Annotated in this window: 22 protein-coding genes; 9 read left to right on the forward strand and 13 right to left on the reverse strand. The window is 44.4% G+C overall.

Features of this window, described 5'->3' with window-relative positions; translation table 11 throughout:
• Window positions 1-74: 74 nt before the first annotated feature.
• Window positions 75-983: a hypothetical protein gene (locus tag QWZ07_RS18575; RefSeq protein ID WP_192852243.1), complete on the forward strand. Its 909-nt coding sequence runs from the start codon at window positions 75-77 to the stop codon at window positions 981-983.
• A gap of 145 nt (window positions 984-1,128) precedes the next feature.
• Here the strand turns inward: QWZ07_RS18575 and treC are convergent, their stop codons facing one another.
• The 5 genes from treC to gmhB all read right to left on the reverse strand — a co-directional run bounded on the left by treC (window position 1,129) and on the right by gmhB (window position 6,565).
• Window positions 1,129-2,814, reverse strand: a complete 1,686-nt coding sequence (treC, locus tag QWZ07_RS18580; protein WP_192852244.1) for an alpha,alpha-phosphotrehalase — start codon at window positions 2,812-2,814, stop codon at window positions 1,129-1,131.
• A gap of 118 nt (window positions 2,815-2,932) precedes the next feature.
• Window positions 2,933-4,357, reverse strand: a complete 1,425-nt coding sequence (gene treB / locus QWZ07_RS18585) for a PTS trehalose transporter subunit IIBC (RefSeq protein ID WP_032499611.1) — start codon at window positions 4,355-4,357, stop codon at window positions 2,933-2,935.
• Between the two features lie 204 nt (window positions 4,358-4,561).
• The gene (treR, locus tag QWZ07_RS18590) at window positions 4,562-5,506 is read right to left on the reverse strand and encodes a trehalose operon repressor TreR (RefSeq protein ID WP_017106292.1); all 945 of its coding nucleotides are present in this window, start codon (window positions 5,504-5,506) and stop codon (window positions 4,562-4,564) included.
• Window positions 5,507-5,594: 88 nt separating this feature from the next.
• The gene (locus QWZ07_RS18595) at window positions 5,595-5,936 is read right to left on the reverse strand and encodes an MliC family protein (RefSeq protein ID WP_017110401.1); all 342 of its coding nucleotides are present in this window, start codon (window positions 5,934-5,936) and stop codon (window positions 5,595-5,597) included.
• Between the two features lie 77 nt (window positions 5,937-6,013).
• A complete protein-coding gene (gmhB, locus tag QWZ07_RS18600) occupies window positions 6,014-6,565 on the reverse strand; it encodes a D-glycero-beta-D-manno-heptose 1,7-bisphosphate 7-phosphatase (RefSeq protein ID WP_192852245.1) in 552 nt (183 codons plus the stop codon).
• Between the two features lie 240 nt (window positions 6,566-6,805).
• Between gmhB and metN the strand changes: the two genes are divergently transcribed.
• The 3 genes from metN (at window position 6,806) to QWZ07_RS18615 (ending at window position 9,389) form a co-directional block, all read left to right on the forward strand.
• A complete protein-coding gene (gene metN / locus QWZ07_RS18605; protein WP_065103078.1) occupies window positions 6,806-7,840 on the forward strand; it encodes a methionine ABC transporter ATP-binding protein MetN in 1,035 nt (344 codons plus the stop codon).
• Window positions 7,830-8,513 carry a methionine ABC transporter permease gene (locus tag QWZ07_RS18610; protein WP_004734372.1) on the forward strand — a complete coding sequence of 228 codons (684 nt, stop codon included), beginning with the start codon at window positions 7,830-7,832 and terminating at the stop codon, window positions 8,511-8,513. Before metN ends, QWZ07_RS18610 begins: the two co-directional genes overlap by 11 nt.
• A gap of 66 nt (window positions 8,514-8,579) precedes the next feature.
• Window positions 8,580-9,389: a MetQ/NlpA family lipoprotein gene (locus QWZ07_RS18615; RefSeq protein WP_102384777.1), complete on the forward strand. Its 810-nt coding sequence runs from the start codon at window positions 8,580-8,582 to the stop codon at window positions 9,387-9,389.
• 91 nt (window positions 9,390-9,480) lie between these two features.
• Here QWZ07_RS18615 and QWZ07_RS18620 read toward each other — a convergent pair whose 3' ends face one another.
• From QWZ07_RS18620 to syd, 3 genes are all read right to left on the reverse strand, one after another.
• Window positions 9,481-10,686 (reverse strand): carbohydrate porin, encoded by a 1,206-nt coding sequence (locus tag QWZ07_RS18620; RefSeq protein WP_192852246.1) that lies wholly within the window; start codon window positions 10,684-10,686, stop codon window positions 9,481-9,483.
• A 395-nt stretch (window positions 10,687-11,081) separates the two neighbouring features.
• Entirely contained in the window at window positions 11,082-11,858 is a 777-nt protein-coding gene (locus QWZ07_RS18625; protein WP_017106286.1) for a Zn-ribbon-containing protein, read from the reverse strand.
• Window positions 11,859-11,862: 4 nt separating this feature from the next.
• Window positions 11,863-12,408 carry a SecY-interacting protein gene (gene syd, locus QWZ07_RS18630; protein WP_017106285.1) on the reverse strand — a complete coding sequence of 182 codons (546 nt, stop codon included), beginning with the start codon at window positions 12,406-12,408 and terminating at the stop codon, window positions 11,863-11,865.
• Window positions 12,409-12,539: 131 nt separating this feature from the next.
• Here syd and queF point away from each other — a divergent pair, with 131 nt between their 5' ends.
• The 5 genes from queF (at window position 12,540) to xni (ending at window position 20,075) form a co-directional block, all read left to right on the forward strand.
• The gene (gene queF / locus QWZ07_RS18635) at window positions 12,540-13,385 is read left to right on the forward strand and encodes an NADPH-dependent 7-cyano-7-deazaguanine reductase QueF (RefSeq protein ID WP_017110407.1); all 846 of its coding nucleotides are present in this window, start codon (window positions 12,540-12,542) and stop codon (window positions 13,383-13,385) included.
• A gap of 58 nt (window positions 13,386-13,443) precedes the next feature.
• The gene (locus tag QWZ07_RS18640; protein ID WP_102300272.1) at window positions 13,444-15,702 is read left to right on the forward strand and encodes a tetratricopeptide repeat protein; all 2,259 of its coding nucleotides are present in this window, start codon (window positions 13,444-13,446) and stop codon (window positions 15,700-15,702) included.
• 118 nt (window positions 15,703-15,820) lie between these two features.
• Window positions 15,821-17,386, forward strand: a complete 1,566-nt coding sequence (locus tag QWZ07_RS18645; protein WP_192852247.1) for a GGDEF domain-containing protein — start codon at window positions 15,821-15,823, stop codon at window positions 17,384-17,386.
• A 375-nt stretch (window positions 17,387-17,761) separates the two neighbouring features.
• Window positions 17,762-19,126 (forward strand): nucleotide 5'-monophosphate nucleosidase PpnN, encoded by a 1,365-nt coding sequence (gene ppnN / locus QWZ07_RS18650; RefSeq protein WP_102300271.1) that lies wholly within the window; start codon window positions 17,762-17,764, stop codon window positions 19,124-19,126.
• 175 nt (window positions 19,127-19,301) lie between these two features.
• Entirely contained in the window at window positions 19,302-20,075 is a 774-nt protein-coding gene (gene xni / locus QWZ07_RS18655) for a flap endonuclease Xni (RefSeq protein WP_017110410.1), read from the forward strand.
• 200 nt (window positions 20,076-20,275) lie between these two features.
• Here xni and QWZ07_RS18660 read toward each other — a convergent pair whose 3' ends face one another.
• The 5 genes from QWZ07_RS18660 to QWZ07_RS18680 form a co-directional block, all read right to left on the reverse strand.
• Entirely contained in the window at window positions 20,276-22,306 is a 2,031-nt protein-coding gene (locus QWZ07_RS18660; protein ID WP_192852248.1) for a TonB-dependent receptor plug domain-containing protein, read from the reverse strand.
• Window positions 22,307-22,727: 421 nt separating this feature from the next.
• Window positions 22,728-23,819, reverse strand: a complete 1,092-nt coding sequence (rlmM, locus tag QWZ07_RS18665) for a 23S rRNA (cytidine(2498)-2'-O)-methyltransferase RlmM (protein ID WP_192852249.1) — start codon at window positions 23,817-23,819, stop codon at window positions 22,728-22,730.
• Window positions 23,816-24,214 carry a DUF423 domain-containing protein gene (locus QWZ07_RS18670; protein WP_192852250.1) on the reverse strand — a complete coding sequence of 133 codons (399 nt, stop codon included), beginning with the start codon at window positions 24,212-24,214 and terminating at the stop codon, window positions 23,816-23,818. Before QWZ07_RS18670 ends, rlmM begins: the two co-directional genes overlap by 4 nt.
• Window positions 24,204-24,827, reverse strand: a complete 624-nt coding sequence (locus QWZ07_RS18675) for an alpha/beta fold hydrolase (protein ID WP_192852251.1) — start codon at window positions 24,825-24,827, stop codon at window positions 24,204-24,206. Before QWZ07_RS18675 ends, QWZ07_RS18670 begins: the two co-directional genes overlap by 11 nt.
• The gene (locus tag QWZ07_RS18680; RefSeq protein ID WP_017106275.1) at window positions 24,820-25,728 is read right to left on the reverse strand and encodes a transcriptional regulator GcvA; all 909 of its coding nucleotides are present in this window, start codon (window positions 25,726-25,728) and stop codon (window positions 24,820-24,822) included. The genes QWZ07_RS18675 and QWZ07_RS18680 overlap by 8 nt, the downstream gene beginning before the upstream one ends.
• Between the last annotated feature and the right edge of the window lie 628 nt (window positions 25,729-26,356).

Consider the following 26,356-nt stretch of genomic DNA (forward strand, 5'->3'; position numbering starts at 1 on the left):
ATTTACTCTTCAAACAATAGCATTCCTAAAAACATCGAGCCCATCAAGGGCTTCCAACTTTAGGAATGTTCAACATGAAAAAATCCATGACGCTGCTAACAGCTTCTCTCTTTGTTCTTTATGGTTGTGGCGGCGGAGGTGGTTCTTCTTCTGGTTCAACAGGTGGTAACAAAGGGCCAAGCAGTCAGGTTGACTACCCGATAGCGAACTCTGCATTTGCCCCTAAACCAGAAACAACATTGGGCTACTCATTTACCAAAGATGGTCAGGCTGAAGGTGTGATGACCATGAACTTCACACCTTTAAGCGGTGAAGTCATTATTGCAGGGCTAGAAGAAGAGACCGGCAATGAAGCGGTAGTTCAAGTGCTCAATGACCTCATCAATTACGGCACCACCGAATTTTATGTTTCTGAAGACATCATAACGAATGTTGAAGGTACACAAGAAGACGGTAGCATCTATTTTGTAGGCCCCGACCGCAGTCTACATGAGCTCACCAATGCCTACTTGATTGGTAGCCAATACATCACAACCGTTATGCGCAGCAGCCCACTTTTCCGTTTAAAGGGTGCTGACGTAAAAGAGAGCAATCCAATCATTGATATCAGTGAAGAAGCCGTTTCATTGCAAGTGACGTTAGATGGCGAAGCAGTCGCTAACATGCTAAATGACTTTGAAGACCACTCATGGGTATCAAGCCTTCCAACTGATGCTTCATGCCGAGTTACTTGGCAGCAAGAAATTAATGAAACAGGTGTACGTAAGAGTTTCACTGTTTCGGGTAAATCCATCGAAGCTGCGAATCTTACGGAAAAAAACACTTACTACATTGGATGTAATGGTATGGATTCAGCAGAGTTTGGCACATCATCGGAGCGCTGGTTCAACCCAAGCATCGGCTTAATTGAACAAATTGACTTGATGTCTGTAGAGCAATCTAATATCGAAGAATCAGCAGCAAGACTGACCTCGATTAGCTAGCCTTGACCTAGGTTAACTAAACCTAAGCTTAACCGAGGGCTAACCGCAAACAATAAAAAAGGCTTTGGGAGCACTCCAAAGCCTTTGTTCAAACCTAAATCTTTAGGGGGAACTGAGAATTAGGTTTATTGAAATAGTAACGAGGCTAATCTTCAATCAAGATAATACGAGTCTCGTAAGGTCGTAGCACTTGGTGATGAGACGTAATTAAACTCTCGCTCACTTGATAATTGGATAACAGGCTCTTAGCCTTCATCATCTCAAAACGCTCAGGTAAAACGCACTCGGTTTCTTCGCCATAATAGTTATTAATGCACAGCAGAGTTTGCCCTTCACTCTCACGAACATACGCAAAAATGGATGGGTGCTCAGGCAGAAGGTCTTGATAGCGACCATGAGTAATCACCGGTACTTGTTTACGTAACTCAATCAAAGCCTTGTAGAAATAGAAAACAGAGCCTTTATCTTCGAGCGCTTGCTCAGCGTTGATCTCAGTGTAGTTATTCGCAACATCTAACCATGGCTGTGCTAGCGAAAAGCCAGCGTACGTCTCACTATTCCATTGCATTGGTGTACGGGAGTTATCACGAGATTTCTGCGCTAAGATCGTCATCATATCTTGATGAGCCACACCATCACGGTTCACCATGATGTCGTACATATTGGTGCTCTCTACATCACGATACTGGCTGATCTCGGTGTAACCCGGGTTGGTCATGCCAATCTCTTCACCTTGATAGATATAAGGTGTGCCTTGCATCATGTGAACCGAGGCGGCAAGCATCTTGGCTGATTCAACGCGATATTGTTGATCGTTACCTAAGCGGCTCACGACTCTTGGTTGGTCATGGTTACACCAAAATAGCGCTCCCCACCCTTTGCCGTTCAAACCGGTTTGCCAATGATTGAAGATCGACTTGAGCTGTAAGAAATCAAATGGTGCATTGGTCCACTTCTCACCATTGGTGTAATCAACCTTAAGGTGGTGGAAGTTAAACACCATCGACAGTTCGCTGTTATCAATATTTGAGTACTGCTGACAATGTTCCAGTGTCGTTGAAGACATCTCACCAACCGTCACGCTGCCGTACTTCTGGAATACCGCTTCACTGATCTCTTTCAAATATTCATGCACACGTGGGCCATCGGTATAGAAACGGCGACCATCACCAATATCATCATTCGGGAAATCTTGCTGCTTTGAAATCAGGTTAATCACGTCTAAGCGAAAACCATCAACGCCCTTCTCAGCCCAGAAGCTGATAACGTCTTTTACTTCTTCGCGTACAACTGGGTTCTCCCAATTCAGGTCGGCCTGTTCTTTCGCAAATAAATGTAAGAAATATTGCCCAGTGGCCTCATCCATTTCCCAAGCATTACCACCAAACTTAGACTGCCAGTTAGTTGGTGCTTGACCGTTCACTGGATCTTTCCAGATGTAGTAGTCGCGGTATGGGCTGTTTTTGTCACCCAATGCAGACTGAAACCATGCATGCTCTGTTGAAGTATGATTGACGACAATATCCATCACGATGCGGATGCCACGCTGGTGCGCTTCAGACAATAATAAGTCGAAGTCTTCCATGGTTCCGAATTGAGGGTTAATCGAGTAATAGTCTGAAATATCGTAACCATTGTCGATCATAGGTGACGCGTAAACTGGGGTTAACCAAATCGCATCCACACTCAAATGTTTAAGGTAATCCAGTTTCGAAATGATCCCTTTGATATCGCCAGTACCTTTGCTGCCACTGTCACAAAAGCTCTTTGGGTAGATTTGATAGATGGTTGCGGTTTTCCACCAGCTTTCATCATGTTCAGTCATCGCCATCTCTAACACTCACTTACCAGAAAATATAAATAAAAAATCACCATGCTTACATGGTCGAATAGCCGTTATAACTAAGAGAAAAGCGATGACTCAATTGAATCATCGCTTGTTAAATGCATTACGCGTTGGCGGTTTCTAGCTCGCCTTTCATCTGTGCTCGTTTATAGAAGAACAATGTCAACGTTATCGGCAGTACAACCGCCACCAGCATCGCGACTAAGTAAATCGACCAATATTGAGGTTGAATCGATAAGATGCCCGGTAAGCCACCAACACCGATACCATTCGCCATCACACCTGCACTACCACAGATTGCAGCCGCTGCGGCACTGCCGATCATTGCGCTCAGCATTGGGAATTTGTATTTAAGGTTGATGCCGTACATCGCTGGTTCCGTCACACCTAAGTACGCAGAGATTGCCGCAGGTACCGAGATGTCTCGTTCGCCTTCGCGCTTACTCAAAATGATGATGCCGACAACCGCGGAAGCTTGTGCAATGTTTGATAAAGCAATCAAAGGCCAGATTGGTGTGCCACCTAAGTCTTGCATCAGTTGTAGATCCACAGCGTTGGTTGTGTGGTGAATACCTGTAATAACCAACGGTGCGTATAGGAAGCCAAAGACCACTGAACCAAGAATCGCGAAGTCACCTGTCATTGCCACTTTGGCAGCGAATGCCACACCATCGCCCAACATACGCCCGAATGGACCAATAAAGGCGTGAGCCAGAATCACAGACAAGATAATCGAGACAAATGGCACGACAACAAGATACAGATAAGAAGGTACAATGCGCTTAAGGTTAGTCTCAATGAAGGCCAGAGCCACACCCGCTAACATCGCAGGGATCACCTGAGCTTGATAACCGACTTTCTCAATCACGAACAAACCAAAGTCCCACACCTCTGGTACCGATTTACCTATCATGTAAGCGTTCATCAGTTGTGGGGAAACCAAGGTCACACCGAGCGTGATGCCCAAAATAGGGGTTCCACCAAGTTTCTTAACCGTTGCCCAACACACACCAACTGGTAGGAAGAAGAAAATCGCTTCGCCAATCAACCATAAGAAAGAATGAACGGTTGCCCAGAACTGGCTGATCTCAACCAAGGTTTTGCCGTCGAACATGCGAATGTCGCCAATCACATTACGGAAACCAAGAATCAAACCACCAGTAATAATGGCAGGTAGCAGTGGTACGAAAATTTCGGCTAAATGGGAGATACCACGCTCAAGGAAATTCATATTTTGACGAGCAGCCAACTTCGCCTCATCTTTTGATGATGCATCTTTACCAGTTTGCTCAATAAGAAGTGCGTACACCTCATCAACCTCGGTGCCAATAACCACTTGGAATTGACCTGCGTTAGTAAAGCAACCTTTTACCAGCTTAAGCTTCTCTAATTCTGCTTTGTTCGCTTTTTCTGTATCATTCAATACAAAACGCAGTCGAGTCAGACAATGGCTGACACTCGCAATATTCTCTTTGCCACCGACTAACTCGATAAGACGCGCAACGTCTTGCTTCGCTATCTTACTCATACTACCCCACCCTGGTTTCATTCAATTACTCATCTAAACCATGCAGCTATAACCACTCGGATTCAGATTTATGGGAACATTCCCAATTACGATTATTATAATGCCCACATGAATGATAAATTAAAATGGGAACAGTCCCATTAATTGAAAGAGATCACACTCTAATTTTAATCTAAGCGGTTCAATTTCGCTTGATTGAGTGGATTATAGAATAGGTGATTGAGTGTGATGAGAGATCTCTGCATTGCCTAAAAGCTGAGAGATCAATAGATTAGCGGCCAACTTGCCCGCAGACTGATACCCAGGGTCAATGCTAAATACTCGCGGGAACAAGAAAGAGAGAAGATCATTGCCACCAACACCGGTCACCACCACATCTTCACGTTGCAGCTCTTGCAGACGTTTGATGACGCCAAGAGCCAATGTGTCACTGGCACAAACAATCGCTTGAGTCGCAGGAGCGAGCACCTCATCCACCAACTGATAAGCACTTTCATGATGAAGTTGACCAGTACGATAGTTGGCAACTGAGCCTGTGTTTTCACACCACTCGAGATAAGCCTTAAGACGCAGTTCACCGGTTGATTTATCGCTAGGATCAACGCCAATGAAACCAACATCAGAGATCCCCTGATCCGATAGATGCGCTAATGCACTATTGATCACCTGTTGGTTGTCATAGTTAATCGACGTCACGTTCTCGGTATCCAGAGCAATCACAACCGCTTTGTGTTCCCAAGCTTCGATTGCAGGAATATCGCAATCAGTAAAACCAAACACGATTATGCCGTCTACATTGCGGCGCTTAAGAACCTGAAGATGCTCATTGGCTTTTTCTCTATCTAGCTGGCTTTCCATGATCACGACATCGTAATCCGCTCGATACAACTCAGCCAACATAGTGCTAACTGCTTTGTTTTCAGAAGGAGAATCCAGACGAGAGATGATGACACCGATGACTTTTTGGCTGCCACCACGCATCGACTGCGCAGACTTTGAAGGCGTGTACCCAGATTCTTGAATTACTCTTTCCACCCTTTCACGGGTTTCAGGTTTTACTTTTGGATCATTGGTCAGAACGCGAGATACGGTTGACTTACCAACACCGGACAGCTTAGCAATATCGAGAATAGTGAGTTTTTTGCTCATAAAAAGTCTAACGTTAAAGGGAAAAGAAGAAAAAGTGAGGGCGTAATCCCTCACTTAACTGTTTGTAAATCCTAGCAACTACTATGACTTACTTTTGGCAATTTCGATAGACGACACGACCAAGTTCTAGACGTGCGTTGTCACCTTTAGTACGTAAAGTGACACTGTTAATCAGTTCAGAGGTTCCATCATCTAAGATGTATTTCGTTCCTGAACCTGCTGGAACTTGAGTCAGACGGTATTCATTCTCAGGGAGACGTAATACCGCTTTTTCATTATCAAGGTAAGCCACTTCAAACGAAACGTCAGACTCACATTGATAAGTCACGAATTGATTATCCGATGCTGCGCTCTCAGTCTCAGGAGCTGCTGATTTAGAGCACCCGACTAATGCAACTGAACATAGAGATGCTACTAACATAGCTTTCATACTTCGTTCCTCATCTTTATATAGTGGGCAAATATGGTGGACAACACTCATTTGCATACTGAGCGATAGGTCTGTGTTTAGCCTTTCAAATGTGCGGGTACATCTTTAATGCTGTCCAGGACGACACTAGCAAGTGCCTCACCCTTTTCAGTTACGGGTTTACCGGTTCTCACCAACACTCGGGTACCAACACCAGCGGCTTCTGCTGCCATCATGTCTTCAGCTTTATCGCCGATCATGACAGAGTTCGCCATATCAATTTTCAGAAAGTCACGAGCAGAAATGAACATGCCTGGTTTCGGCTTGCGACATTCACAATCTTGCTTGTAGTCGCCAATGGCGTGTTCAGGGTGATGAGGACAGTAATAGATACCATCTAACTCAACGCCATTATCGACAAAGTTCCAATCCATCCACTGCGTCAAAGAAAGAAAACGATCTTCGCTAAACTTGCCACGAGCAATACCAGATTGGTTGGTCACAAGTACCAATAAATAGCCCATATCTTTAAACGCTTTCGCCGCTTCAAACACACCATCGATGTATTCAAAGTCATGCTCATCATGTACGTAGCCGTGATCAACATTAATCACACCATCACGATCTAAAAAAACAGCCGGTTTAGACAAAATTCAGTTCTCTATCAACTCTCTATTAATCATTAATTATTACACGCTTTATTTGCTTCATCACTATCTATTTAGTTTTGCGTTCGTTAACGATTTGTTTCTACCCTAGCAACACGATCGACGTTTAGCCGTCTAGACGTAAAAATATCTATTGACTTAGATCATAGAACACCATAGCATCATCTGTAAATCGAACGAGCTATCGATATATTATTCTGTTTTACCTGCACGAGTTTCCCTATGATTAAAGTGAATCAAGTCAACAAGGTTTTTTATCAAGGCACTAAAGAAATCAATGCCTTAATTGATATCAACCTCCACATTCCTCAAGGTCAAATCTTTGGAGTCATCGGCTCTTCAGGTGCAGGCAAAAGTACCCTAATCCGCTGTGTAAACATGTTGGAAGCTCCAACGTCTGGTGAAGTGATTGTTGACGGTATTGACCTAACAACACTCAGCAAATCAGAACTCAGCGAAGCGCGTCGTAACATCGGCATGATCTTCCAGCACTTCAACCTGCTGTCTTCTCGTACCGTATTTAACAATGTAGCACTGCCTTTAGAGCTTGCTGGTAAAGATAAAGCAGCGATTGAAGCAAAAGTGAGTGAGCTACTTGAACTTGTTGGTCTATCAGACAAGCGTGACACCTACCCAGCCAACTTGAGTGGCGGTCAAAAGCAGCGTGTTGCGATTGCTCGCGCACTGGCCTCTGACCCGAAAGTATTGTTATGTGATGAAGCGACCAGTGCACTCGATCCTGCGACTACTCAATCTATTCTTGAGCTACTACGTGAAATCAACCGCAAGCTGAACATCACTATCCTGCTTATTACTCATGAAATGGATGTAGTGAAAAGCATTTGTCACGAAGTGGCGATCATTGGCGGTGGTGAATTGGTAGAGAAAGGGACTGTCGGTGACATCTTTGCACACCCTAAGACAGAACTGGCACATCAATTTATTCGCTCAACCTTGGATCTAACGATTCCTGAGGATTACCAAGCACGCTTGCAAGAGACTCGCGTAAACAGCAGCTACCCGCTGGTACGCCTTGAGTTTACTGGCGCAACGGTCGATGCTCCGCTGATGACGCAAATCGCACGTAAGTTCAACATCGATGTCAGCATCTTAAGCTCAGACCTGGATTACGCAGGCGGCGTTAAGTTCGGCATGATGGTTGCTGAACTGTTCGGTAATGAAGCCGATGATAATGCTGCTATTCAATTCCTACGCGACAACAATGTAAAAGTAGAGGTACTTGGCTATGTCCTTTAGTTTCAACGAGATTGCTGACTGGATCAGCCTTAACGGTAACCTTCTATTAGGCGCAACAGGCGAAACCCTTTACATGGTTGCTGTCGCGGGCATTGTTGGCTTCGCTGTCGGTATCCCATTAGGCGTGATTCTACATACGACTAAAAAAGGTGGTCTGTTAGAGAACACCAAGCTAAACAAAATTCTCGGTGCGGTTGTGAACGTGGGCCGTTCAGTGCCTTTCTTAGTATTGATGGTTGCTATTATCCCACTAACTAAGATGCTGATTGGTACCTTCATAGGTACAACCGCCGCGATTGTTCCGCTGACGATTGGCGCTATCCCATTCGTAGCTCGACTTATTGAAAGTGCGCTACTTGAAGTACCAACAGGTCTAGTGGAAGCGGCTCAATCAATGGGCGCAACACCAACACAAATCATCAATAAGGTTCTGCTTCCTGAAGCACTACCGACTATCATCAACTCAGTAACGATTACATTAGTGACGCTGGTGAGCTACTCAGCAATGGCAGGAACTGTTGGTGGTGGCGGCTTAGGTGATGTCGCGATTCGTTACGGATTCCACCGTTATGATGTGACTATCATGGCTGTGACGGTAGTGATGTTGATTGTGCTGGTACAAATTATTCAATCAATCGGTGATTCATTAGTTCGCCGTGTTGATCACAGATAACGACTTACAAACCAAACTCAAAGTCGTCTGAACCAAATTAAATAGATTTATTAAAAGGAGATTATTATGAAATTTAACCTTAAAGGTTTACTTACTATCGCGGCAGCGGCATCAGCGCTAGTACTAGCAGGTTGTGGTGACAAAGAAGTCGACACTTCTAAAGTAAAAGTTGGCGTAATGGCAGGTGCTGAAGCACAGGTTGCTGAAGTTGCAGCTAAAGTAGCAAAAGAGCAGTACGGCCTAGATGTTGAACTAGTGACTTTCACAGATTACGTAACACCAAACGCGGCACTGGATGACGGTTCTATCGACATCAACGCATTCCAACACGCACCGTACCTAGATCAGCAAGTAGCTGACCGTGGCTACAAGCTAACTATTGCTGGTAACACGTTTGTTTACCCAATTGCGGGTTACTCTAAAGAAGTGAAATCTGTAGACGAAATCCAAGATGGTGCTCGTATTGCGGTACCAAACGATCCAACAAACCTAGGTCGTTCTCTACTTCTTCTTGAGCAACAAGGTCTTCTTGAGCTTCGTGAAGGTGCAGGTCTTCTAGCAACAGTTCGTGACATCGTTAAGAACCCTAAGAACCTAACAATTGTTGAACTAGACGCAGCACAACTGCCACGCTCTCTTGATGATGTAGCACTGTCTATCATCAACACAACTTACGCGAGCTCTATCAACCTGACTCCGCAAAAAGACGGTATCTTCGTTGAAGACAAAGATTCTCCATACGTAAACCTAATCGTTTCTCGTGAAGATAACCTAAACGCTGAAAACGTACAGAACTTCGTTAAAGCTTACCAAACTGAAGAAGTGTACAACGCTGCTTCTGATATCTTCCAAGGTGGCGTAGTTAAAGGTTGGTAATCAACTAAACGACAGCAATCTATAGATACCCGAAGGGGCTGACATAACGTCAGCCCCTTTTTATTGGTTAGGATTTACAAGAAAGTTCGACTTACCACCAAGCTTCCACTTGCATACCAACGCTCATTTCACTGTTTTTACCTTCACCGAAGGCATTGTCATTTTCAGCATCGTTTAGGTAAGTCGCAAAGATACGGAATTCAGGACGAGACCAGAAACCTACTTGTGGAACCCAAGCTTGAGCGATTGTGAATTTGCCACCCGCCCCATCTTGATTATTAATGGTTTCAACAAAGCCACCAATTTCAAGAATGGTACGCATACGCTTGTCCCACTTGTAAAGCGGACGAATGACAGCACTGAAAGAATCATCATTGCTATTATTCGCACCAACCCCCGTCGACATGGCATAACGAACAGTGTGGCCAAACTCGATATTCTCACCAATCGCAAGCACACCCCAGTTAATCAATCGGAAGCCTTCTGCGTCATTATTGTTTGCATCACGCACGATGCCCTTACCGGTACCAAAGGTTGTCATCTGCTCGGCATAGCCAGAGTTAGCAACTTGGAGAATCGTTTTGTTGAAGCCACCTGTAAGATTTTGATTCAAGCTTGCCGTTAGCATGACGCTGTCATCCGCATCGACCGTTTGACCTTGCTTTTCATTGGCGAAGTTCATATCAATGCCGACCTCAAGGTCCGCATTATTCCACAGTGGGATCCCTGCATAGCGCACGTCTGCAATCATGGCTGTGGTTTCTTTGCCATCAAATACATCACCCGTAACGGTGTCTTGAATCAATGCGACCGATAATTTACCTGGGCCCATATTGATGTGCTCTACGCCGGCACCAATACCACTTACATCCCAGTAGTAGTTATCAACGATGTGTACATCATGACGTTGGTAGTAACGTTCACCCGCCCAAATTCCAATGTCCTTATCTTCAAATAGCCCGACCGCCTGAACATTCAATTGCACCACATCAACGCTTTTATCCGCGGCGTTCTCATCTTGGCCTTGCCAGTACGACAACATGGAATCAACTAGAAATGAAACGTCGTCCTCGGCATACACCTCTTTCTTAAAACCAAACTCGCCATACAGGTCATTTTCGTTGCCAAGTCGGCCAACTTTACTCACCTCCCATTTGCTATTTGAACCGCCTTCATTACTCAGGCCAACGCCGCCGCGCATGTAGCCATTGAATTCCAATGGCGTGGTTTCATCAGCGTATAAATTAGGAGCAAGTAAAGCAGTAGAGAGTGCAGCAGCAATAGGTAACAGTTTCATCGTCCATTCCTTTAAGATCTAGAATTACGTTATTTTTATAAATGGGAACATTCCCATGGGATCGATCCCATTTATATTGAGAGGAATATAAATTGAAAGAGAACTGGTTGATTACTGTGATCCAGTTAACTATTGAAATGATCAAAAGTTGATGGGCGTGGAATTATTTTGGTGAATACTTAAGGACTACAGAGCGAGAGATAAAACACAGAATGGACGTATTAAAGTGCAAAATTCGTTCAACAAGATGGGTTCTCCCAATACTGATAAACGCTCAAGATTAAGGAATAAAAAGAGAAAGAAACGGGAAGCTAACAGGGAGAAAAGCAGAGGAACAAGTATCGAAGTATTGGCTCATACTTCGATACTCTGAATCTAGAATAGAGCTAAGTGGGTTACTTAATATGATCCCAAGAGATGTTCGACACCAAGCGGCAATCGTCACACTTGAAATAGAAAATGTCGTGGATCGGCGCATCTAACAGCCATTCACCACCACATTGTGGGCATTTACGCTCTTTTTCAGCTTTTAAGCTAATGCCGCCCACACGGTATAAGTAGTAATACGTTGGGATCTTAGTGAGGTACTCAATGCGCCCTCTTAAACCCCAGCCGCGTTTGAACAATACGCTTTTGGTATCACTGATCTCGGTTAGAGTTGCGTGTTCAGCACGACAACCACCACCCATTTGAACTTCATCACAGGCTTGCCATTCTGTTTGCCATTTCAGCACGGCTTTATGGTCGCCATTAAATGTCGGAGGGTTGCGATATAAAGGAATAGGCAACAAGCTGTCACCACTGCGCAGCGGTGAACAGGTATGCACGAACGTCGTGTACAACACTTGCCAGCTCGGCGCTTCATCTTCTGCCACTTCTTCGGAGTTAAGATCTCGGCCAAGCAAACGCATTTTAGGCGTAAGTAAGCTCGCGTTAGACAAGCGATCAAAACACACTTTTACGAAATCTGAGTGATTACGTGGGTGTAAGCTATCTTGCTCTGGGCACACAACGCGAACATAGAATTCACCGTCACCCATCACGATTGGAAACTCACGCCCTAACACTTGCCCGTTATAACGAAGTGCATCCATTAAGCCATTAACCGCCTTATCGACAGCGCTTACCGTTGTGTTATCAAAACACTCAAATTGAAGTTCTAGTACGTACATCTATTTATACCGCTGGTTGTAACTTTTCTAAAAATTCTGCCAATGTCTCGGCTAATACATCACGATTTTTGGTGCCTAAGCGCTCTAGGATCACGTTGCCCGTCAGATTACAGATCGAGATAACATCCAGTTCAGCATCAGTCGCTGCGATGAAAACCGTTGGCTTTAACTTCAAACGACGTTGGGTCACTAAGTGACCTAAGATGTTTTCTTGCAGGCATTCGAAGTCATCATCACTCCAAATTTGCAATAAAGTCAGTTCATTACCATCAAAAGTCGCGTTCATATCTGCGCTGTATTGTGCGCCGTAGAAAGTTTTGATGTCTTCATGCAGCGTCAACTCGATACCTGTTTCAACGTTAGTGAAATCAGCAAATTGCTCACGTGGATAGTTTTTCCATAACACGGCATCGCCGCTCTTTTCTTCTACGCAAGGCGACACAATATCCACCAACTCCTCATTGCGAGGTAAACTTTGGTGTTGCAGTTGCCACGCGTCAACGTATCGCTGACTAAAAGAAAGTAGTGCGTCTTGAGCACGTTGAGTCATGAAAATCTCCTAAACACAAAATAATAAATAGAATCCGAGCCCTTTCCGAGCCGATTAAGCGATGACTTAATGACAGGGTAATGGGGATTCAGTAAAATCGACCCCATTCTAATCGAATTTGAAACGAAAGTATGAGCAAATATTCTGACGCAAAAGAGCTAGCGGGTTTAACCCTAGGCCAAAAAACTGAGTACTCTAACCAATACGATGCAAGTTTATTGCAACCAGTACCTCGTAGCCTGAATCGTGATGACCTTGCGCTAAACGGTGACCTGCCTTTTGTTGGCCATGATATTTGGACGATGTACGAACTTTCGTGGCTAAACAGCAACGGCCTACCACAAGTGGCTGTGGGTGAAGTTTTCATCCCTGCAACCAGCCCAAATTTAATTGAATCAAAATCTTTCAAGCTGTACTTGAACAGCTACAACCAGACTCAATTTGAAAACTGGGACCAAGTCACTGAGCGCCTGACCCAAGATTTGTCTGCATGTGCAGGCGAAACGGTGATAGTGAATGTAAACTCAGTAACCGATTACACCAACCAGCCTATCGTAACGATGGAAGGCGACTGTATCGATAACCAAGACATCCAAATCACTAGTTACGACTTTGAAGCGTCACTGCTTGAAGGGGCTGCTGGCGAGCAAGATGTTGAAGAAACACTGCACAGCCATCTATTGAAGTCGAACTGCTTGATCACTAATCAGCCAGACTGGGGCAGCGTTGAGATCGCATATTCAGGTAAGCAAATTGACCGTGAAGCTCTGCTACGCTATTTAGTTTCTTTCCGTGAGCACAATGAATTCCACGAACAATGTGTTGAACGTATCTTCACTGATATCATGAAATACTGTGGCCCATCGAAGCTAACCGTGTTCGCACGTTACACGCGTCGTGGTGGTCTGGATATCAACCCATACCGTTCAACAGAGCAAGATAGACCAAGCCACAATAAGCGTATGGCTCGCCAATAATCAGGCGCAAAGCACTTACTCTTATTTGAACCTATCCAATCTTTAAAGGGACATTGAAATGCGTTGGTTATACGTTGTTAGTCTATTTATTTTAAGCTTCAGTACATCGGTCAATGCGTCGGTCTACTCGTCGGCGTTGCTCAACGAGGCTAACAACCTTGTAGAGATTGAGCCGAGCCAAGCAAAACAAATGGCCAACAGTTACCTAACGCTGCGTGTCCTTTCTGATCAACGTGAGAAAAGCCCATCAGCTATTTCTCGCGAAGAAACTGATTCTTCCATTCGAACGCCAAACAGCAGTATCGATGCCTACAAAATCTTAGCCAAAGCTGAATACAACCTTGGCCATACTCACACTGCTATTCAGCACATTGAAGAAGCCTCAGAACTGGCGAAAACTTATAAGCTTGAATACCTAACGCTTGATCTACAGATACTGAAAGTTAGATTGCTTTGGCTCAGCGATAAAAAGTCGACGAAAGCAAAAAATGAACTCGCCAGTATTGAAGCGAACCTAGAATCAATCAACAAAACGCTGCGTCTAACAGAAGGCATCACCTATCGATTGATCATGTTGAAGGCGGAGATCGCCTCTTATGAAAACAAAATCGACGAAGCCGAAAAGTACTACCAAGAAGCTAAAACGTTCCTAGATCAGCGCTACTCTGAAAAAGTCACGATCGATTACCATATCTCTGTTGGTGAGTTTTACCTAACCCACAAAGAATATAACCACGCGCTTTCTGAATTGTTGTATGGCTACTGGAAATCAGTGGAAGGCAACCTAAGCTCGCGCTTGGCTAAAGTAAACCGCCTGCTTGCACAGCTTTTCTTCGAGCGACAAGTCCTAGATAAAGCGCTAGAACACCTTTCTCAAGCCGCTGATTTTTATGACAACTTCGAAAATTCACCCGTCTTAGCACAAGTGCTCAAGAAGATGGGTGATGTGTACTTCTTCCAAGGTAAATACAACCTTGCCCTCGTGCATTTCTTCAACGTCCTTGATCACGAGAGTACTGACCGAGATATCCACCAAGTCATTGATATTCGTCTAAGTTTATCGGCAACCTATCTGCGCCTATATAACTACCCTCTAGCCGAGCAATACCTAACCCGTGCTCTTGAGCTGCTGGAATATACGGACATTCCAAAGCTGGAAGGTCGTGCTGCACTGTTATCGGCAGGATTGGCTTATCACCTGCAAGAGAGCGAAGATGTGATAAAGCATGCGACACGTGCGCTTGAGATCTCACGTCAGATAGAGAACATGCGCCTTTCGCAGCGTTCGTACTACTTACTCTCTTTGGGTTATGAGCAAGCAGGTCGTCCGCAACAAGCATTAGCTAACCTTAAGCAGTACAACAGCCTGGTCTCTTTGGAACAGCAAAAACTCAACCGTGTTGGTGAAGACGCATTCCGCCAACAGAAAGAGTTTGCCGAACAAACCCTGCACTACGCAGGCCAAGCGCAAGAGCTAGAAAAGTACAAACTAGAGCATCGCAAATTCCAAAAGATATCGTTCGCCCTATTCTTGTTCAGTATTATTCTGTTCTTCTTTGTGCTTCGCCGTGGCTACCTCATTCAAACCTTAGCCAAAGAAGTCGACTCACTACGAACAGACCTGTTTACGCACTCACGATCTAAGCTCCCAAACCTCAGAATGCTGAATGCCAAGCTGTCCAACTCGCTAGAACAAACCAGCCAAACCTTCGAGCAATGGCAACTTGGCGAGCTAATCTATGAACCATTGAATGATCGCCTCCGCTTCGTGATGATTGATTTACCTTTCCTACGTAACATGTATACGCAGAATGGTTATAAAGCGGGTTTAGAGTTAGAAGATGCTTTTGGTGAATTCTTGAAAGAGAAGCTTGAGGGCCCTGCTCGTGTCTATCACTTCTCAGACGCGAACCTGCTTTACATCGAACCTAACTCAGACCGAGATTCATCACCAGAGACGATGTTTAAAAAGATACAATCTTGGATTACCGACTTTGAACCGAAGCGTAATATCAACCGAACAATTCGTATGGGTATCGCTGACTACCCGTTCTTGCCTAGAGCTTACACCGCTATTAATGACCAAGAGCTGTTGGATGTTTTATTGATGTCGACGAACCTAGCTCGTGAAATCAGCCTTAAAGAGCGAAGCAGTCAGTGGGTATATCTCAAAGCCATTGATAATGCGCCCGCAGCAAGCCTTGCAACAGGTAACATAAGAGAAGCTTGTAAACATGCGATTAATCAAGGGTTAATAAAAATACAATCGTCCTACCAGAATGAGGACAACATCAAAAAAATGCTAAAAGATGACTGATTTGCGAGCGGTTGAGACCTGCAACTCGTGACCTTATTTTTAGTTTTGTTATTATCGATGCAATGGAATTTCATCTAAACGATCGTGATCGGTCTACTCGGCGCTAATTAATACATCTATGGGCATTCTCGAACAAGACATTCACGCGCAACTCCACCAGCTGAAAGTTCAGTTGGAACAAGTTCGTTTGACACAGAGAGACACTTCGTTCAAGTTTATTAGAGAGCAGAAAGTTCTAAAGCGTATCGTTACATCATTAAGTGACGCGTGCGTTGGAAGTAACGAACATTTAGATGAAAACCTTATTGCTTTGCGGGAAGAGCTAGAAAAGCAAAAAGACATTAGCTCAATGATCCCAAAACTGGCAGTACTAGAAAGGATGCTTAAGCAGAAAACGTTGGCTATGGATAAACAGAACGGATATCTGGACGATAGCATTAAGCACAGTGGTGAAACGCTACAACGCATTACTGGTCTTCCAGCGCAGTTGAAACGCGAACTACGAAACTTACTTAGCTTCTCCGAATGCAATGGCAGTCAGAAAGTCGACCACGCCATGAAGCTTCTCAGTATTTATGAGCGTGCCATAAAGATTATGGCGAACAACTCTCGCACTCATTTTGGCGATACAGCTCAATCTCCTGAGCAAGAATTACTTTCGGACCTTTCCACAGAATTACAACACTTGATCACCGAACTCGACTTTGAGGGTGAATCAGGTGACTCGCTTATCGATATTCGAGCAAAGCTCCTATTGGGTGTTTCAACACAAAACCTACTTGAACTGTCACTTCAGATCCTCAAACTGGTTATTGAAGGCACCAATCTAGAGCGTAAGAAATCTGAACAGTTTATCGATCAGCTCAATGCTTCACTCTCTTCCAGCATCAAAACTGCAGACCAAAATACCGATCAAAGCCAAAGCTATTTTGAGCACCGCCAAGGCCTTAACTCAGAGTTAAGCGACCTTGTCGTCAAAAGTCAAAACTCGGTTGAGAAAGCCACTGATATTACTGTCTTGAAGCAGTCGATTAATCCGCTTCTTAGCGAGATAGCTTCTCTGTCAGAGCGACTCAATCATGCAGAGCAGAAAGAACAAGCTTTGATCGAACGAATGAGTTATGGAAAGACTCAACTAGACTCTCTCTACGAAGTGACCCAAGACTACAGAAAACGTCTTGAGGATCAGGCTCAGCGTATGCTGCTTGACCCACTCACTAAGGTCTACAATCGTACCGCCTTTACCGACCGCTTAGAGCTTGAATATCGTCGTTGGATCCGCGCACAACACTCACTACGCGTTGTACTGCTAGACATCGATAACTTCAAAGCCATTAACGATAGCTTTGGTTATACCGCGGGTGATAAAGCCCTTAAAATCATCGCAAGAACCATCACCAAAGAGGTCGGTATTACTGATACTGTGGCTCGTTTTTCTGGTGAGGAGTTCGTCTTATTACTTCCTGAACAAACGGATGAATATTGCCATCAGGTGATTCAGAACATTCAGGCTCAAGTAAGTCGCTTACCTTTTAAATTTCGCGACCAACAGATCACCATTACTCTGTGTGCGGCAAGTACTCAGTTTAAAGAATCAGACACACCAGAAGAAGTGCTAGAGCGATTAAATAAGACGCTAAATAAAGCAAAACAACGTGGTACCAACCAACTCATTTGGCACTAAGCCTGCTCATCGTTTAATTTATTTCATTTTTTCAAATACTTATCACATACCAATTCCCTCAATGTTTGCTAAGCTAATGATTAACATTCGCTTAACAAGCATTTTTGACAAGCAATGCGTATATAAGCTTTTAAGTCTTTGTATATGAAATTAAGAATCAGTGTATATATGAACTTAAGAAAATGTGTATACGTACTTAAGCATCTGTATATAGGCTCGTAAGCCATTCTAACTAAGTCATTAAGCAACGCTGTCGTAACCGTTTCGTCTGGTTAACTCTCTCACCTTTAACCAAACACTTTCAACGTTTGCTTCTCACTCTCGAGCCAGAGGGTCACTTCAACGTCCCCCTGCTCTTTTCAACAAGGAGGCATTATGATCACTCATATCAGCCCAGCCGGTAGCATGGATTTACTCTCTCAACTTGAAGTTGAGCGTCTTAAGAAAACCGCGTCTAGTGATCTGTACCAACTGTATCGTAACTGTACGTTAGCGGTACTCAACTCTGGTAGCCACACCGACAACTCCAAAGAGTTGCTCGACAAGTATCAATCGTTTGATGTTGAGGTCGTACGCCGTGAGCGTGGTATCAAGCTCGAACTCAGTAACCCACCGGAGCATGCTTTTGTCGACGGTGAAATCATTAAGGGTATTCAAGAACACCTATTTTCAGTGCTGCGTGACATTGTTTACGTCAACATGCATTTAGCAGACAACCAACGACTCAACCTGACTAACGCCACTCACATCACCAACCTCGTTTTTGGGATTTTAAGAAACGCTGGTGCACTCACTCCCGGCATTGAGCCTAACCTGATCGTGTGTTGGGGTGGCCACTCGATTAACGCCACCGAATACCAATACACTCGCGAAGTGGGTAATGAATTAGGCCTGCGTGAACTGAACATCTGTACCGGTTGTGGACCGGGAGCAATGGAAGGTCCGATGAAAGGCGCAGCTATTGGTCACGCTAAGCAGCGCTATACTGATCATCGTTACTTAGGGCTAACAGAGCCTTCGATCATTGCAGCTGAGCCACCAAATCCAATCGTGAATGAACTGGTGATAATGCCAGACATCGAGAAGCGTCTTGAAGCGTTCGTGCGTATGGCCCATGGCATCATTATTTTCCCTGGAGGACCCGGCACGGCCGAAGAGCTGCTGTATATATTAGGGATCATGATGCACCCTAATAATGTCGATCAACCCATGCCGATTGTTTTAACAGGTTCAAAAGAGAGTGAGGCTTACTTCCGTTCGATTGATAAGTTCATCGGTGAAACCTTAGGGCCTGATGCGCAAAAACACTATGAGATCGTCATTGATGACCCAGCACGCGCTGCGAAAATCATGAAGCAAGCAATGCCAGATGTTCGATCTCATCGTAAAGAGACAGGTGATGCATACAGTTATAACTGGTCACTGCATATTGAGCCTGAGTTCCAACTGCCATTCGACCCTACGCATGAGTCTATGGCGGCACTCGACCTACATATGGATCAGAAAACAGAGAGCCTAGCCGCTAATTTACGTAAAGCGTTCTCAGGCATTGTCGCGGGTAATGTCAAAGCTGAGGGTATTCTTGAAATCGAGGAACATGGTCCATTCATCATTGATGGGGACAAAGAGCTGATGACCAAAATGGATCAACTGCTGAATGACTTTGTTGAACAGCATCGAATGAAACTGCCGGGCGGTACGGATTATGTTCCTTGCTATAAGATCGCACCCAGTAATTAATGACACTCATTCACTGGTAACCAACTCAGTGATAACCAATGCAGTGATAACCAATTGGCAGGTCTAAAGTTAATCAGGTTATGGCGTTTACGTCGCTAACGTTTCAACTCACCAAGTGATACGTTACTATAAGGGGCTAGCAGCCCCTTTTTTATTGCCTATTTAGTGGAAACTTATGTCTATCCATCTTGTTATTATCGATGCCTTAAACCTCATCCGACGCGTGCACTCTGTTCAGCCGGATCCCACCGATATTGCAAGAACCATCACCACAACGGCTCGTACACTCAACCGAATCCTAAACGAATCACAACCCACGCACATCATCGCGGTATTTGATCATCATCTACAAGATCGAGGCTGGCGAGCTGAGGTACTGCCTGCCTACAAGCAAAACCGCAAGCCAATGCCAGAGCCTTTAATGAAAGGGCTCGATGCGATTCAACAAGCATGGTGGGAGCTGGGTATTGATTCATTACTTTCAGACGGCGATGAAGCGGATGATCTAGTCGCAACACTCGCGAAGAAAGTCGCTGACCATGGCGAAAAGGTCACGATCATTTCTACTGATAAAGGCTACTGCCAACTACTGTCACCAACGCTACAGATCCGTGATTACTTCCAACATCGTTGGTTAGATAAGCCCTTCATTGAAGCTGAGTTTGGCGTGAAGCCTGAACAACTGGCAGATTACTGGGGATTAACAGGTGTAAGTTCAAGCCAAGTTCCGGGGATCCCAGGCGTTGGCCCAAAAGCTGCCAAAGAGATCCTAACCACGTATCCAGATATTGAAGCGGCATTCTTAGCTGAAGACTTACCGAAAAAGTATCGCAAGAAGTTCGATGAGCATATTGAATCGGCTCGCGTATGTAAACTCGTTTCTGCACTCAAAACAGACATCGATTTAGGCTTTAATCTGCAAGATATTCGCTACGAAGCGGTGTCTTAGTTCGACGTTACAAGCTCAATCGCTAAAAATCTCACCGTTAGAAATATATCAATTATAAATCAATGATTTAAAAAACCAGTAATTAGAAACTAGAAAAGCCTTAGTCTGAACTAAGGCTTTTTTTGGTTTCAGTTAAGGCGAAACATGTCGCTTATACTGATTAACTTCTATTTCTAGAATGACTTGCAGTAAAGAGTGGACTAGAAGCTATAAGCGATTGAGGCTTTGAAGTTACGACCGGCTTCGTAGCTGGTGTACTTATCTGAACCCCAAGAGATACCAAAGCCAGTATGCTCTGCGTATTTCTTATCAAACAAGTTATCAACACCAAGGTTCATCTCTAGATCTTTAGCAAATGTTGGCGTGTAAGCCGCCCAAATGTTGTGTGTGCCGAAGCCTGCACGTTTGATCTGTTTACCATCTTCGTCCGTGTAGTCGTTACCAGGCACAAAGCGAGAATCCCAACCAAACACAAACTCACTGTTTAGGCTGTAGTTAAAACCTGCCTTGAAGTTGTGAATGCCCGTCTTATTCATGTGGCTCGTTTTATCATTTTTCAGATTCTTTTGGTCACCATCGGAGTACGAGTGGTTAGCATAAACACTTAGCGCATCTAGCTGATAGCTTAATACCGTTTCAACACCCCACACTTCAACATCATACTGGTTAGCTAATGTTGAGTTGTTCTTGGTTGGGTGCATTTGATTATCAAGGTTGTAGGTGTAAGCCGTGAAACCTAGAATGGCGTAATCCGCCGCAAGTAAGCTTGTCAGTTCGTAATCAAAACCTGCTTCGTAGTTATTACCTGTCATCGCCTTAGTATCAGACTGGTCAACATCGGATGCCGCTTTCATCGTTAGCGTTTCTGGCAGTGATGCACCTTTAAACAAACGACCGTAACCAAGACGAAGTTTTAGGTTGTCCGTGGTTTGGTATTCCCCCTTGAACTTTGGAGACAGCTGGTCGAAATCACCCGTGTATACGCCACCCAGCTTATGAACGTCGTAACGCAGACCTGTGGTTAAACGGAAATCACTGAATTCATACATATCTTGCACGTAAAGGCCGTACGCTGTAACCGTGCCGCCATCCATACCGTACTTCTTGGTTTCGCCTTGCTTTGAACCGCTTTGGTAAACGCCATCTCCAGCATCAATCCATTGTTCAGCTTTGTAACCATCAAGGCCGTAAGTAAGCTCATGCTCACCAACCCAAGAAATGTTACGAATGTCACCACCAATGGTCGTCACGTTGTATTCACGATCAGGAATAGCAATTGTACCGTCTTTAATCCAATCGCCGTTCGCGTCTTTGTCCCAAGCAGTGTCAACAAGCGCGTCACGATCCATGTACTGACGGTTGTAGTAGACGTTAGTTTTCAGATGAACCAAATCACTGCCTGCATCGTATTCGTGCTGCAGACTCACTGTATCACGGTTTAGAGAGTGGTAGTTGTGCTCGTCGTCAGCATACAGTGCACCGGCCTTCTCACCAGAAAGCTGACGCTTACCGCCATCACTGTATCGGTTGAATGTTAATTTGAATTCGTTAGCATCATTTGGGATGAAAACAACCTTAGCTAATCCAGACTTCAGCTCACCCTGCTTTGAGGTTACCGCTTTCTGATCGGGAATATGCAGGTCACCATCTTCTGAGTAGTTAGCAATACCCATGAACTGCAGTTTGTCGTTCACTTTTGCGTACACAGCCACGTTAGTTGCAAAGCGCTCGTAAGCCGTTTGGTAGCTTGTTTTTACTCGAGCGCCAATGCTTTCACCTGGCTTAAGAAGGTCGCTCGGATCTTTCGTCTCGTAGCTAAACGAACCGTTGATCGCACCTGAGCCAGATAGCGCAGAGTTGCCACCGAGTTCAATTTCGGCGCGTTTAAGCATCGCAGGATCAATCGCTTGGTCGCCTGAGTGGTGGAAGAGCTGACCTTCTTGACGAGCACCATCAATGGTCACTACAGAAAATTTATCTTCCATACCACGTACAAACACTTTTCGAGAGTAACGTGCGTTTCCGTCTACCGTTACGCTAGGCATGGTGTTCAGAACATCTTTGATGTCCGATGCTTGTTTCTTTTCAAGGATATCTGAATTGATTTCTGTCTGAACGAGTTGATCAAGAGCGGAACCGATAACGACAACGGTTTCTGTTTCGTCTGCAGCAAGGGCAGTAAATGAAGTCAAGGCAACCGTAACGGCCACTGATAATGCTTTAAGTTTCATATTGTGTTTTTATAATTTATAGAATCAAGTGAGGAAGCGTGAATATTACACACTTTGAATGATAATTCTTATCATTTACATTCTTTACTTACATTCACTTACTTATAATAAAATCACTTTTGGCTAGAATGTTCTTGTCGTAAAACTTACTTAGTTTTGCCGCTGAATTATTAATTAAATCCTGCTTCGTATCACCCCTGAATTAGGTAGCCGTAAGCCTCGATCTCTTACGGCTTTTTTAACTGACGATCGCAGAGGTTAAAGCATAAATCGGCGACAATGACCAAACGGCCAACCAAAAACGTCACCATCTATGACACCAAACGACAGACACAAAAAATGCCCCATAAAGGAGCATTTTATTGGCCGCTGACAGACCGATTAATGACTGATATTAGTCACTCTTCCCTGTCACTAATAATTAGTACGGTGAGATATTCGAAAGCGACTGAATATGAACCGTGATCTCTTCGCGATCATGATAAAGGTGCTTCGCCTGCATCTTGAATTTAACTTTGTTATCGATAAGGAACTGTTTTAGGTTCTCGATATCTTGCAGTACTTCATCGTAGCGACCTTTCATTGGCAACTTAAGGTTAAACAAGGCTTCTTTCGCCCAACCTTTGATGATCCACTCACCCATTAAGTGAGCAACACGTGCAGGTTTCTCAACCATGTCACAAATAATCCAAGTCACGTTCTTACGGTCAGGTTCGAACTTAAAGCCATCCACCATGTGGTGCTTAATTTGACCCGTTTCCATCAGGCTATCAGCCATCATGCCGTTATCGACACAGTGAACAAACATAGAGCGCTTAACCAATTGGTAAGTCCAACCACCTGGACACGCACCTAAATCTACGCCCCACATACCCGGAGCCAGACGCTCGTCCCACTCGTCACGAGGGATGAATACGTGGAATGCTTCTTCTAGCTTCAATGTAGAACGGCTTGGCGCATCTGATGGGAATTTCAAACGAGGAATGCCCATGAAGAACTGTGAGTTGTTGGTTGGGTAAGAGTAACCAACAAAGCAGTGACCCGGCGCGATAAAGCATAAATGAAGCACAGGCTTCTTAGCGTTATCTTTCGCAGTCATCAGGCCTTTACCACGCATTGCTTGACGCATCGGCACGGTAAACTTACGGCAGAACTTCAAAAGCTCTTTCGCTTCATTGGTATCTGGCGTTTCAATACGGATATCACCACAACGCGGGAAGCCTTCTTTCTCAGAAAGCGCCTCAAGAATTGGAGAGATACGATCTTCTGTTGGGAGATCTTTGATTTCAACAGCAACCGCTAACATTTGACGAGCAAAGATCAGTGATTGGAAATCAACTTCTTTGATCAGCTTATCGGCTTCGCCAGCTTGATAACATTCAAACAATACAAAGCCTGTATTGCTCTTTAAGCGAGGAAAACCAAACACTTCCAGTTGTGTTGCCTTGTCTTGAATTTCGCCAGCACATTCTTTTTCAAAACCAGAGCGACAATAAAGTAGTACGTGTTTCACTGAGTTACCTCTTTTATATTCAAAGCAGCGAAGGAGAAGACTCCCCAACCAATGATAAATAGTAGACCACCAAACGGTGTTATAGGGCCAAACCATTTTATTCCTGTCAGTGCTAAGCCATAAAGGCTGCCACTAAAACAAAGGATGCCGATGATAAAGCAAATTGCCGCAATGAAAAAATATTTTTGTGATTTAGCGCCAAGTTTCATCTGTAGTAGAGCACCACACGCCAATATCGCGAGCGTATGGATAAACTGGTACTGAACACCGGTCTCAAACACGCCTAGCAGATACTCAGGTAAAATCGCTTTCAACCCGTGAGCAGCGAAGGCGCCAAGCATCACAGCAATCGCGCCAGAGATGCCAGCAAACATTAGTAAATACTTACTTCTCATTGAGCACCTCTTTGATAAACGCTGACAACTTCTCAACGGTTAACGCAATATTCTGCTGTTCAGTGTAACCAGAGCTCTTGCGTGGCTTAAAGCTATGATCGCCATCGGGAATAAACTCAACACGAATTGAATCCGACAAATCGAAGTCAGTGAACTCATCACGCTTACCAAAGGTATCGCGCTCGCCTTGTAGAATAAGACACGGCTTTGTTAACTCAGCCAAGTGCTCACCTTTGTATTTATCTGGTTTGCCTGGAGGATGAAAAGGAAAGCCTAAACACGCCATCGCAGCCACCTTATCAACTTCAGACAAATGGCTCGCCATGCGTCCTCCCATCGACTTACCACCAATCACAAGCTTATCGGCATCAACCTGCCCAATAATCTCTTGGTAGGCTTCAAGTAGCTTAGGGGCTCGATCAGGTGGACGACGCTTACCATCTTCCGCACGTTTGATCATGTAAGGGAAATTAAAACGAATCACTCGTATTCCTTTAAATGCCAACCCTTTGGCTACCGACTGCATGAACTCATGATCCATACCTGCACCTGCGCCGTGCGCGAAGACAAAGGTTACTGGGTTGTCTTCACCATCAATAATGATGTTATTCATCCAGCAAATCCTCTTGTTCACTTTGTGCTTTCGCTAACATCCAATCTCGGAAGGTCGCAATACGTCCCATGTCGGCCTGTTTCTCATGACACACCACATAGAAGGCATTCTTACTCACCAACACTTCATCAAATGGAGCCAACAATCGGCCGGCCTCGATTTCAGGTTGAGCTAAAACGTTGTTCCCCAGAGCAATACCTTGCCCATGGGCAGCAGCTTGCAACACCATGGTCGAGTGGCTAAAGATAGGGCCGTGATTCACGTTAACGCCATCAATGCCATTTTGTTTCGCGAACTGTTTCCAATCTTTTCGAGAGGTATCGTGCAGTAGCGTATGACATGCCAAATCGCTTAACGATTCTAGAGGTTTCGTTCCGAGCAACACCGACGGTGAGCAAAGAGGAATTAAGTATTCTTGGTAAAGCTTATCAGCTCTAAGCCCCGACCAATTGCCTCGCCCGTAGTAAATAGCCACGTCTACGTCATCCGTTAGCGAGCCTTCATCCATATCTACAGCTTTGATTCGCACATCGATATCCGGTTCTTGCTGATTAAAATCAGCCAACCTTGGTACTAACCATTGAATCGCAAAACTTGGCGGTAAGCTGATGGTCAATGCGCCCTTCTCGCTTCGCTCAAGCACCTTGTCTGTCGCCTCAGCCAAAGAAGTGAAGATATCTTTAATATCTAAGAAGTAGCTTTGACCCTCTTCAGTCAGCAACAAAGAGCGGTTTCTTCGGCGAAAGAGCTTTAATGACAAGAATTCTTCAAGCGCCTTAATTTGATGACTTACTGCAGCTTGAGTCACAAATAACTCTTCTGCGGCACGCGTAAAACTCAAGTGTCGAGCCGCGGCTTCAAACACTCTCAAGGAGTTTAATGGGGGTAATCGACGAGACATAGTTACTCTCTAAATAGGCATTAGTTTTTTTTATCTGAAACATTATAATTTGTCCATTGCCTAGCGGCCAGAGAAATTCTATATTTCATCCCGCAGCAGCTAGCCTGAACGGCTTGATTCTCTCCAGAATCAATTGGTTTAGCTCCTGCGATGTTGTGTTTGCAAACTCGTACTTTTCGAGTTGGGTAGAGTTCTACCAAATGTTTTGTTGCAGTTCCATACTGAAACGAGGCATATACTTCCTGTATTTATTTTGACCTGTCTGTCAAATTGGTTTGCACCGCCTTTAAGGCGGTGTTTTTTTATGCCCAAAGTAAAATAACAACAAGTTTATCAATAGCTGTGCTAATTAATCTTTATTATTTTTCATCGCTAATCACAGAATCAGACACCCACTCAAATAATCAACTGAACACATACAAATAGAACCATTGAGTTGCACTAAAAAGTAACAGAATACTTCAAGATACTCACACTTCTTCAGTTACATATAAATCCGTTTAGAGCTCACCATTTCTATCAATCAAAAATTTTAAAGCTGAGCATGACGATAGCACGCCCAAACTCACGCCTCTGTCTGACTACTGTAAATCATTCATAATAGAAAATAAAAAAGCCGCTTACTTTT

It is taken from the genome of Vibrio lentus, assembly GCF_030409755.1.
Lineage (GTDB): Bacteria > Pseudomonadota > Gammaproteobacteria > Enterobacterales > Vibrionaceae > Vibrio > Vibrio lentus.

Bases quoted from the DNA above. Each gene is read 5' to 3' on its own strand.
- QWZ07_RS18575 (WP_192852243.1), top strand. From the start codon at position 75: ATGAAAAAATCCATGACGCTGCTAACAGCTTCTCTCTTTGTTCTTTAT.
- treC (WP_192852244.1), bottom strand. From the start codon at position 2,814: ATGGCGATGACTGAACATGATGAAAGCTGGTGGAAAACCGCAACCATC.
- treB (WP_032499611.1), bottom strand. From the start codon at position 4,357: ATGAGTAAGATAGCGAAGCAAGACGTTGCGCGTCTTATCGAGTTAGTC.
- treR (WP_017106292.1), bottom strand. From the start codon at position 5,506: ATGAGCAAAAAACTCACTATTCTCGATATTGCTAAGCTGTCCGGTGTT.
- QWZ07_RS18595 (WP_017110401.1), bottom strand. From the start codon at position 5,936: ATGAAAGCTATGTTAGTAGCATCTCTATGTTCAGTTGCATTAGTCGGG.
- metN (WP_065103078.1), top strand. From the start codon at position 6,806: ATGATTAAAGTGAATCAAGTCAACAAGGTTTTTTATCAAGGCACTAAA.
- QWZ07_RS18610 (WP_004734372.1), top strand. From the start codon at position 7,830: ATGTCCTTTAGTTTCAACGAGATTGCTGACTGGATCAGCCTTAACGGT.
- QWZ07_RS18615 (WP_102384777.1), top strand. From the start codon at position 8,580: ATGAAATTTAACCTTAAAGGTTTACTTACTATCGCGGCAGCGGCATCA.
- QWZ07_RS18620 (WP_192852246.1), bottom strand. From the start codon at position 10,686: ATGAAACTGTTACCTATTGCTGCTGCACTCTCTACTGCTTTACTTGCT.
- QWZ07_RS18625 (WP_017106286.1), bottom strand. From the start codon at position 11,858: ATGTACGTACTAGAACTTCAATTTGAGTGTTTTGATAACACAACGGTA.
- syd (WP_017106285.1), bottom strand. From the start codon at position 12,408: ATGACTCAACGTGCTCAAGACGCACTACTTTCTTTTAGTCAGCGATAC.
- queF (WP_017110407.1), top strand. From the start codon at position 12,540: ATGAGCAAATATTCTGACGCAAAAGAGCTAGCGGGTTTAACCCTAGGC.
- QWZ07_RS18640 (WP_102300272.1), top strand. From the start codon at position 13,444: ATGCGTTGGTTATACGTTGTTAGTCTATTTATTTTAAGCTTCAGTACA.
- QWZ07_RS18645 (WP_192852247.1), top strand. From the start codon at position 15,821: ATGGGCATTCTCGAACAAGACATTCACGCGCAACTCCACCAGCTGAAA.
- ppnN (WP_102300271.1), top strand. From the start codon at position 17,762: ATGATCACTCATATCAGCCCAGCCGGTAGCATGGATTTACTCTCTCAA.
- xni (WP_017110410.1), top strand. From the start codon at position 19,302: ATGTCTATCCATCTTGTTATTATCGATGCCTTAAACCTCATCCGACGC.
- QWZ07_RS18660 (WP_192852248.1), bottom strand. From the start codon at position 22,306: ATGAAACTTAAAGCATTATCAGTGGCCGTTACGGTTGCCTTGACTTCA.
- QWZ07_RS18670 (WP_192852250.1), bottom strand. From the start codon at position 24,214: ATGAGAAGTAAGTATTTACTAATGTTTGCTGGCATCTCTGGCGCGATT.
- QWZ07_RS18675 (WP_192852251.1), bottom strand. From the start codon at position 24,827: ATGAATAACATCATTATTGATGGTGAAGACAACCCAGTAACCTTTGTC.
- QWZ07_RS18680 (WP_017106275.1), bottom strand. From the start codon at position 25,728: ATGTCTCGTCGATTACCCCCATTAAACTCCTTGAGAGTGTTTGAAGCC.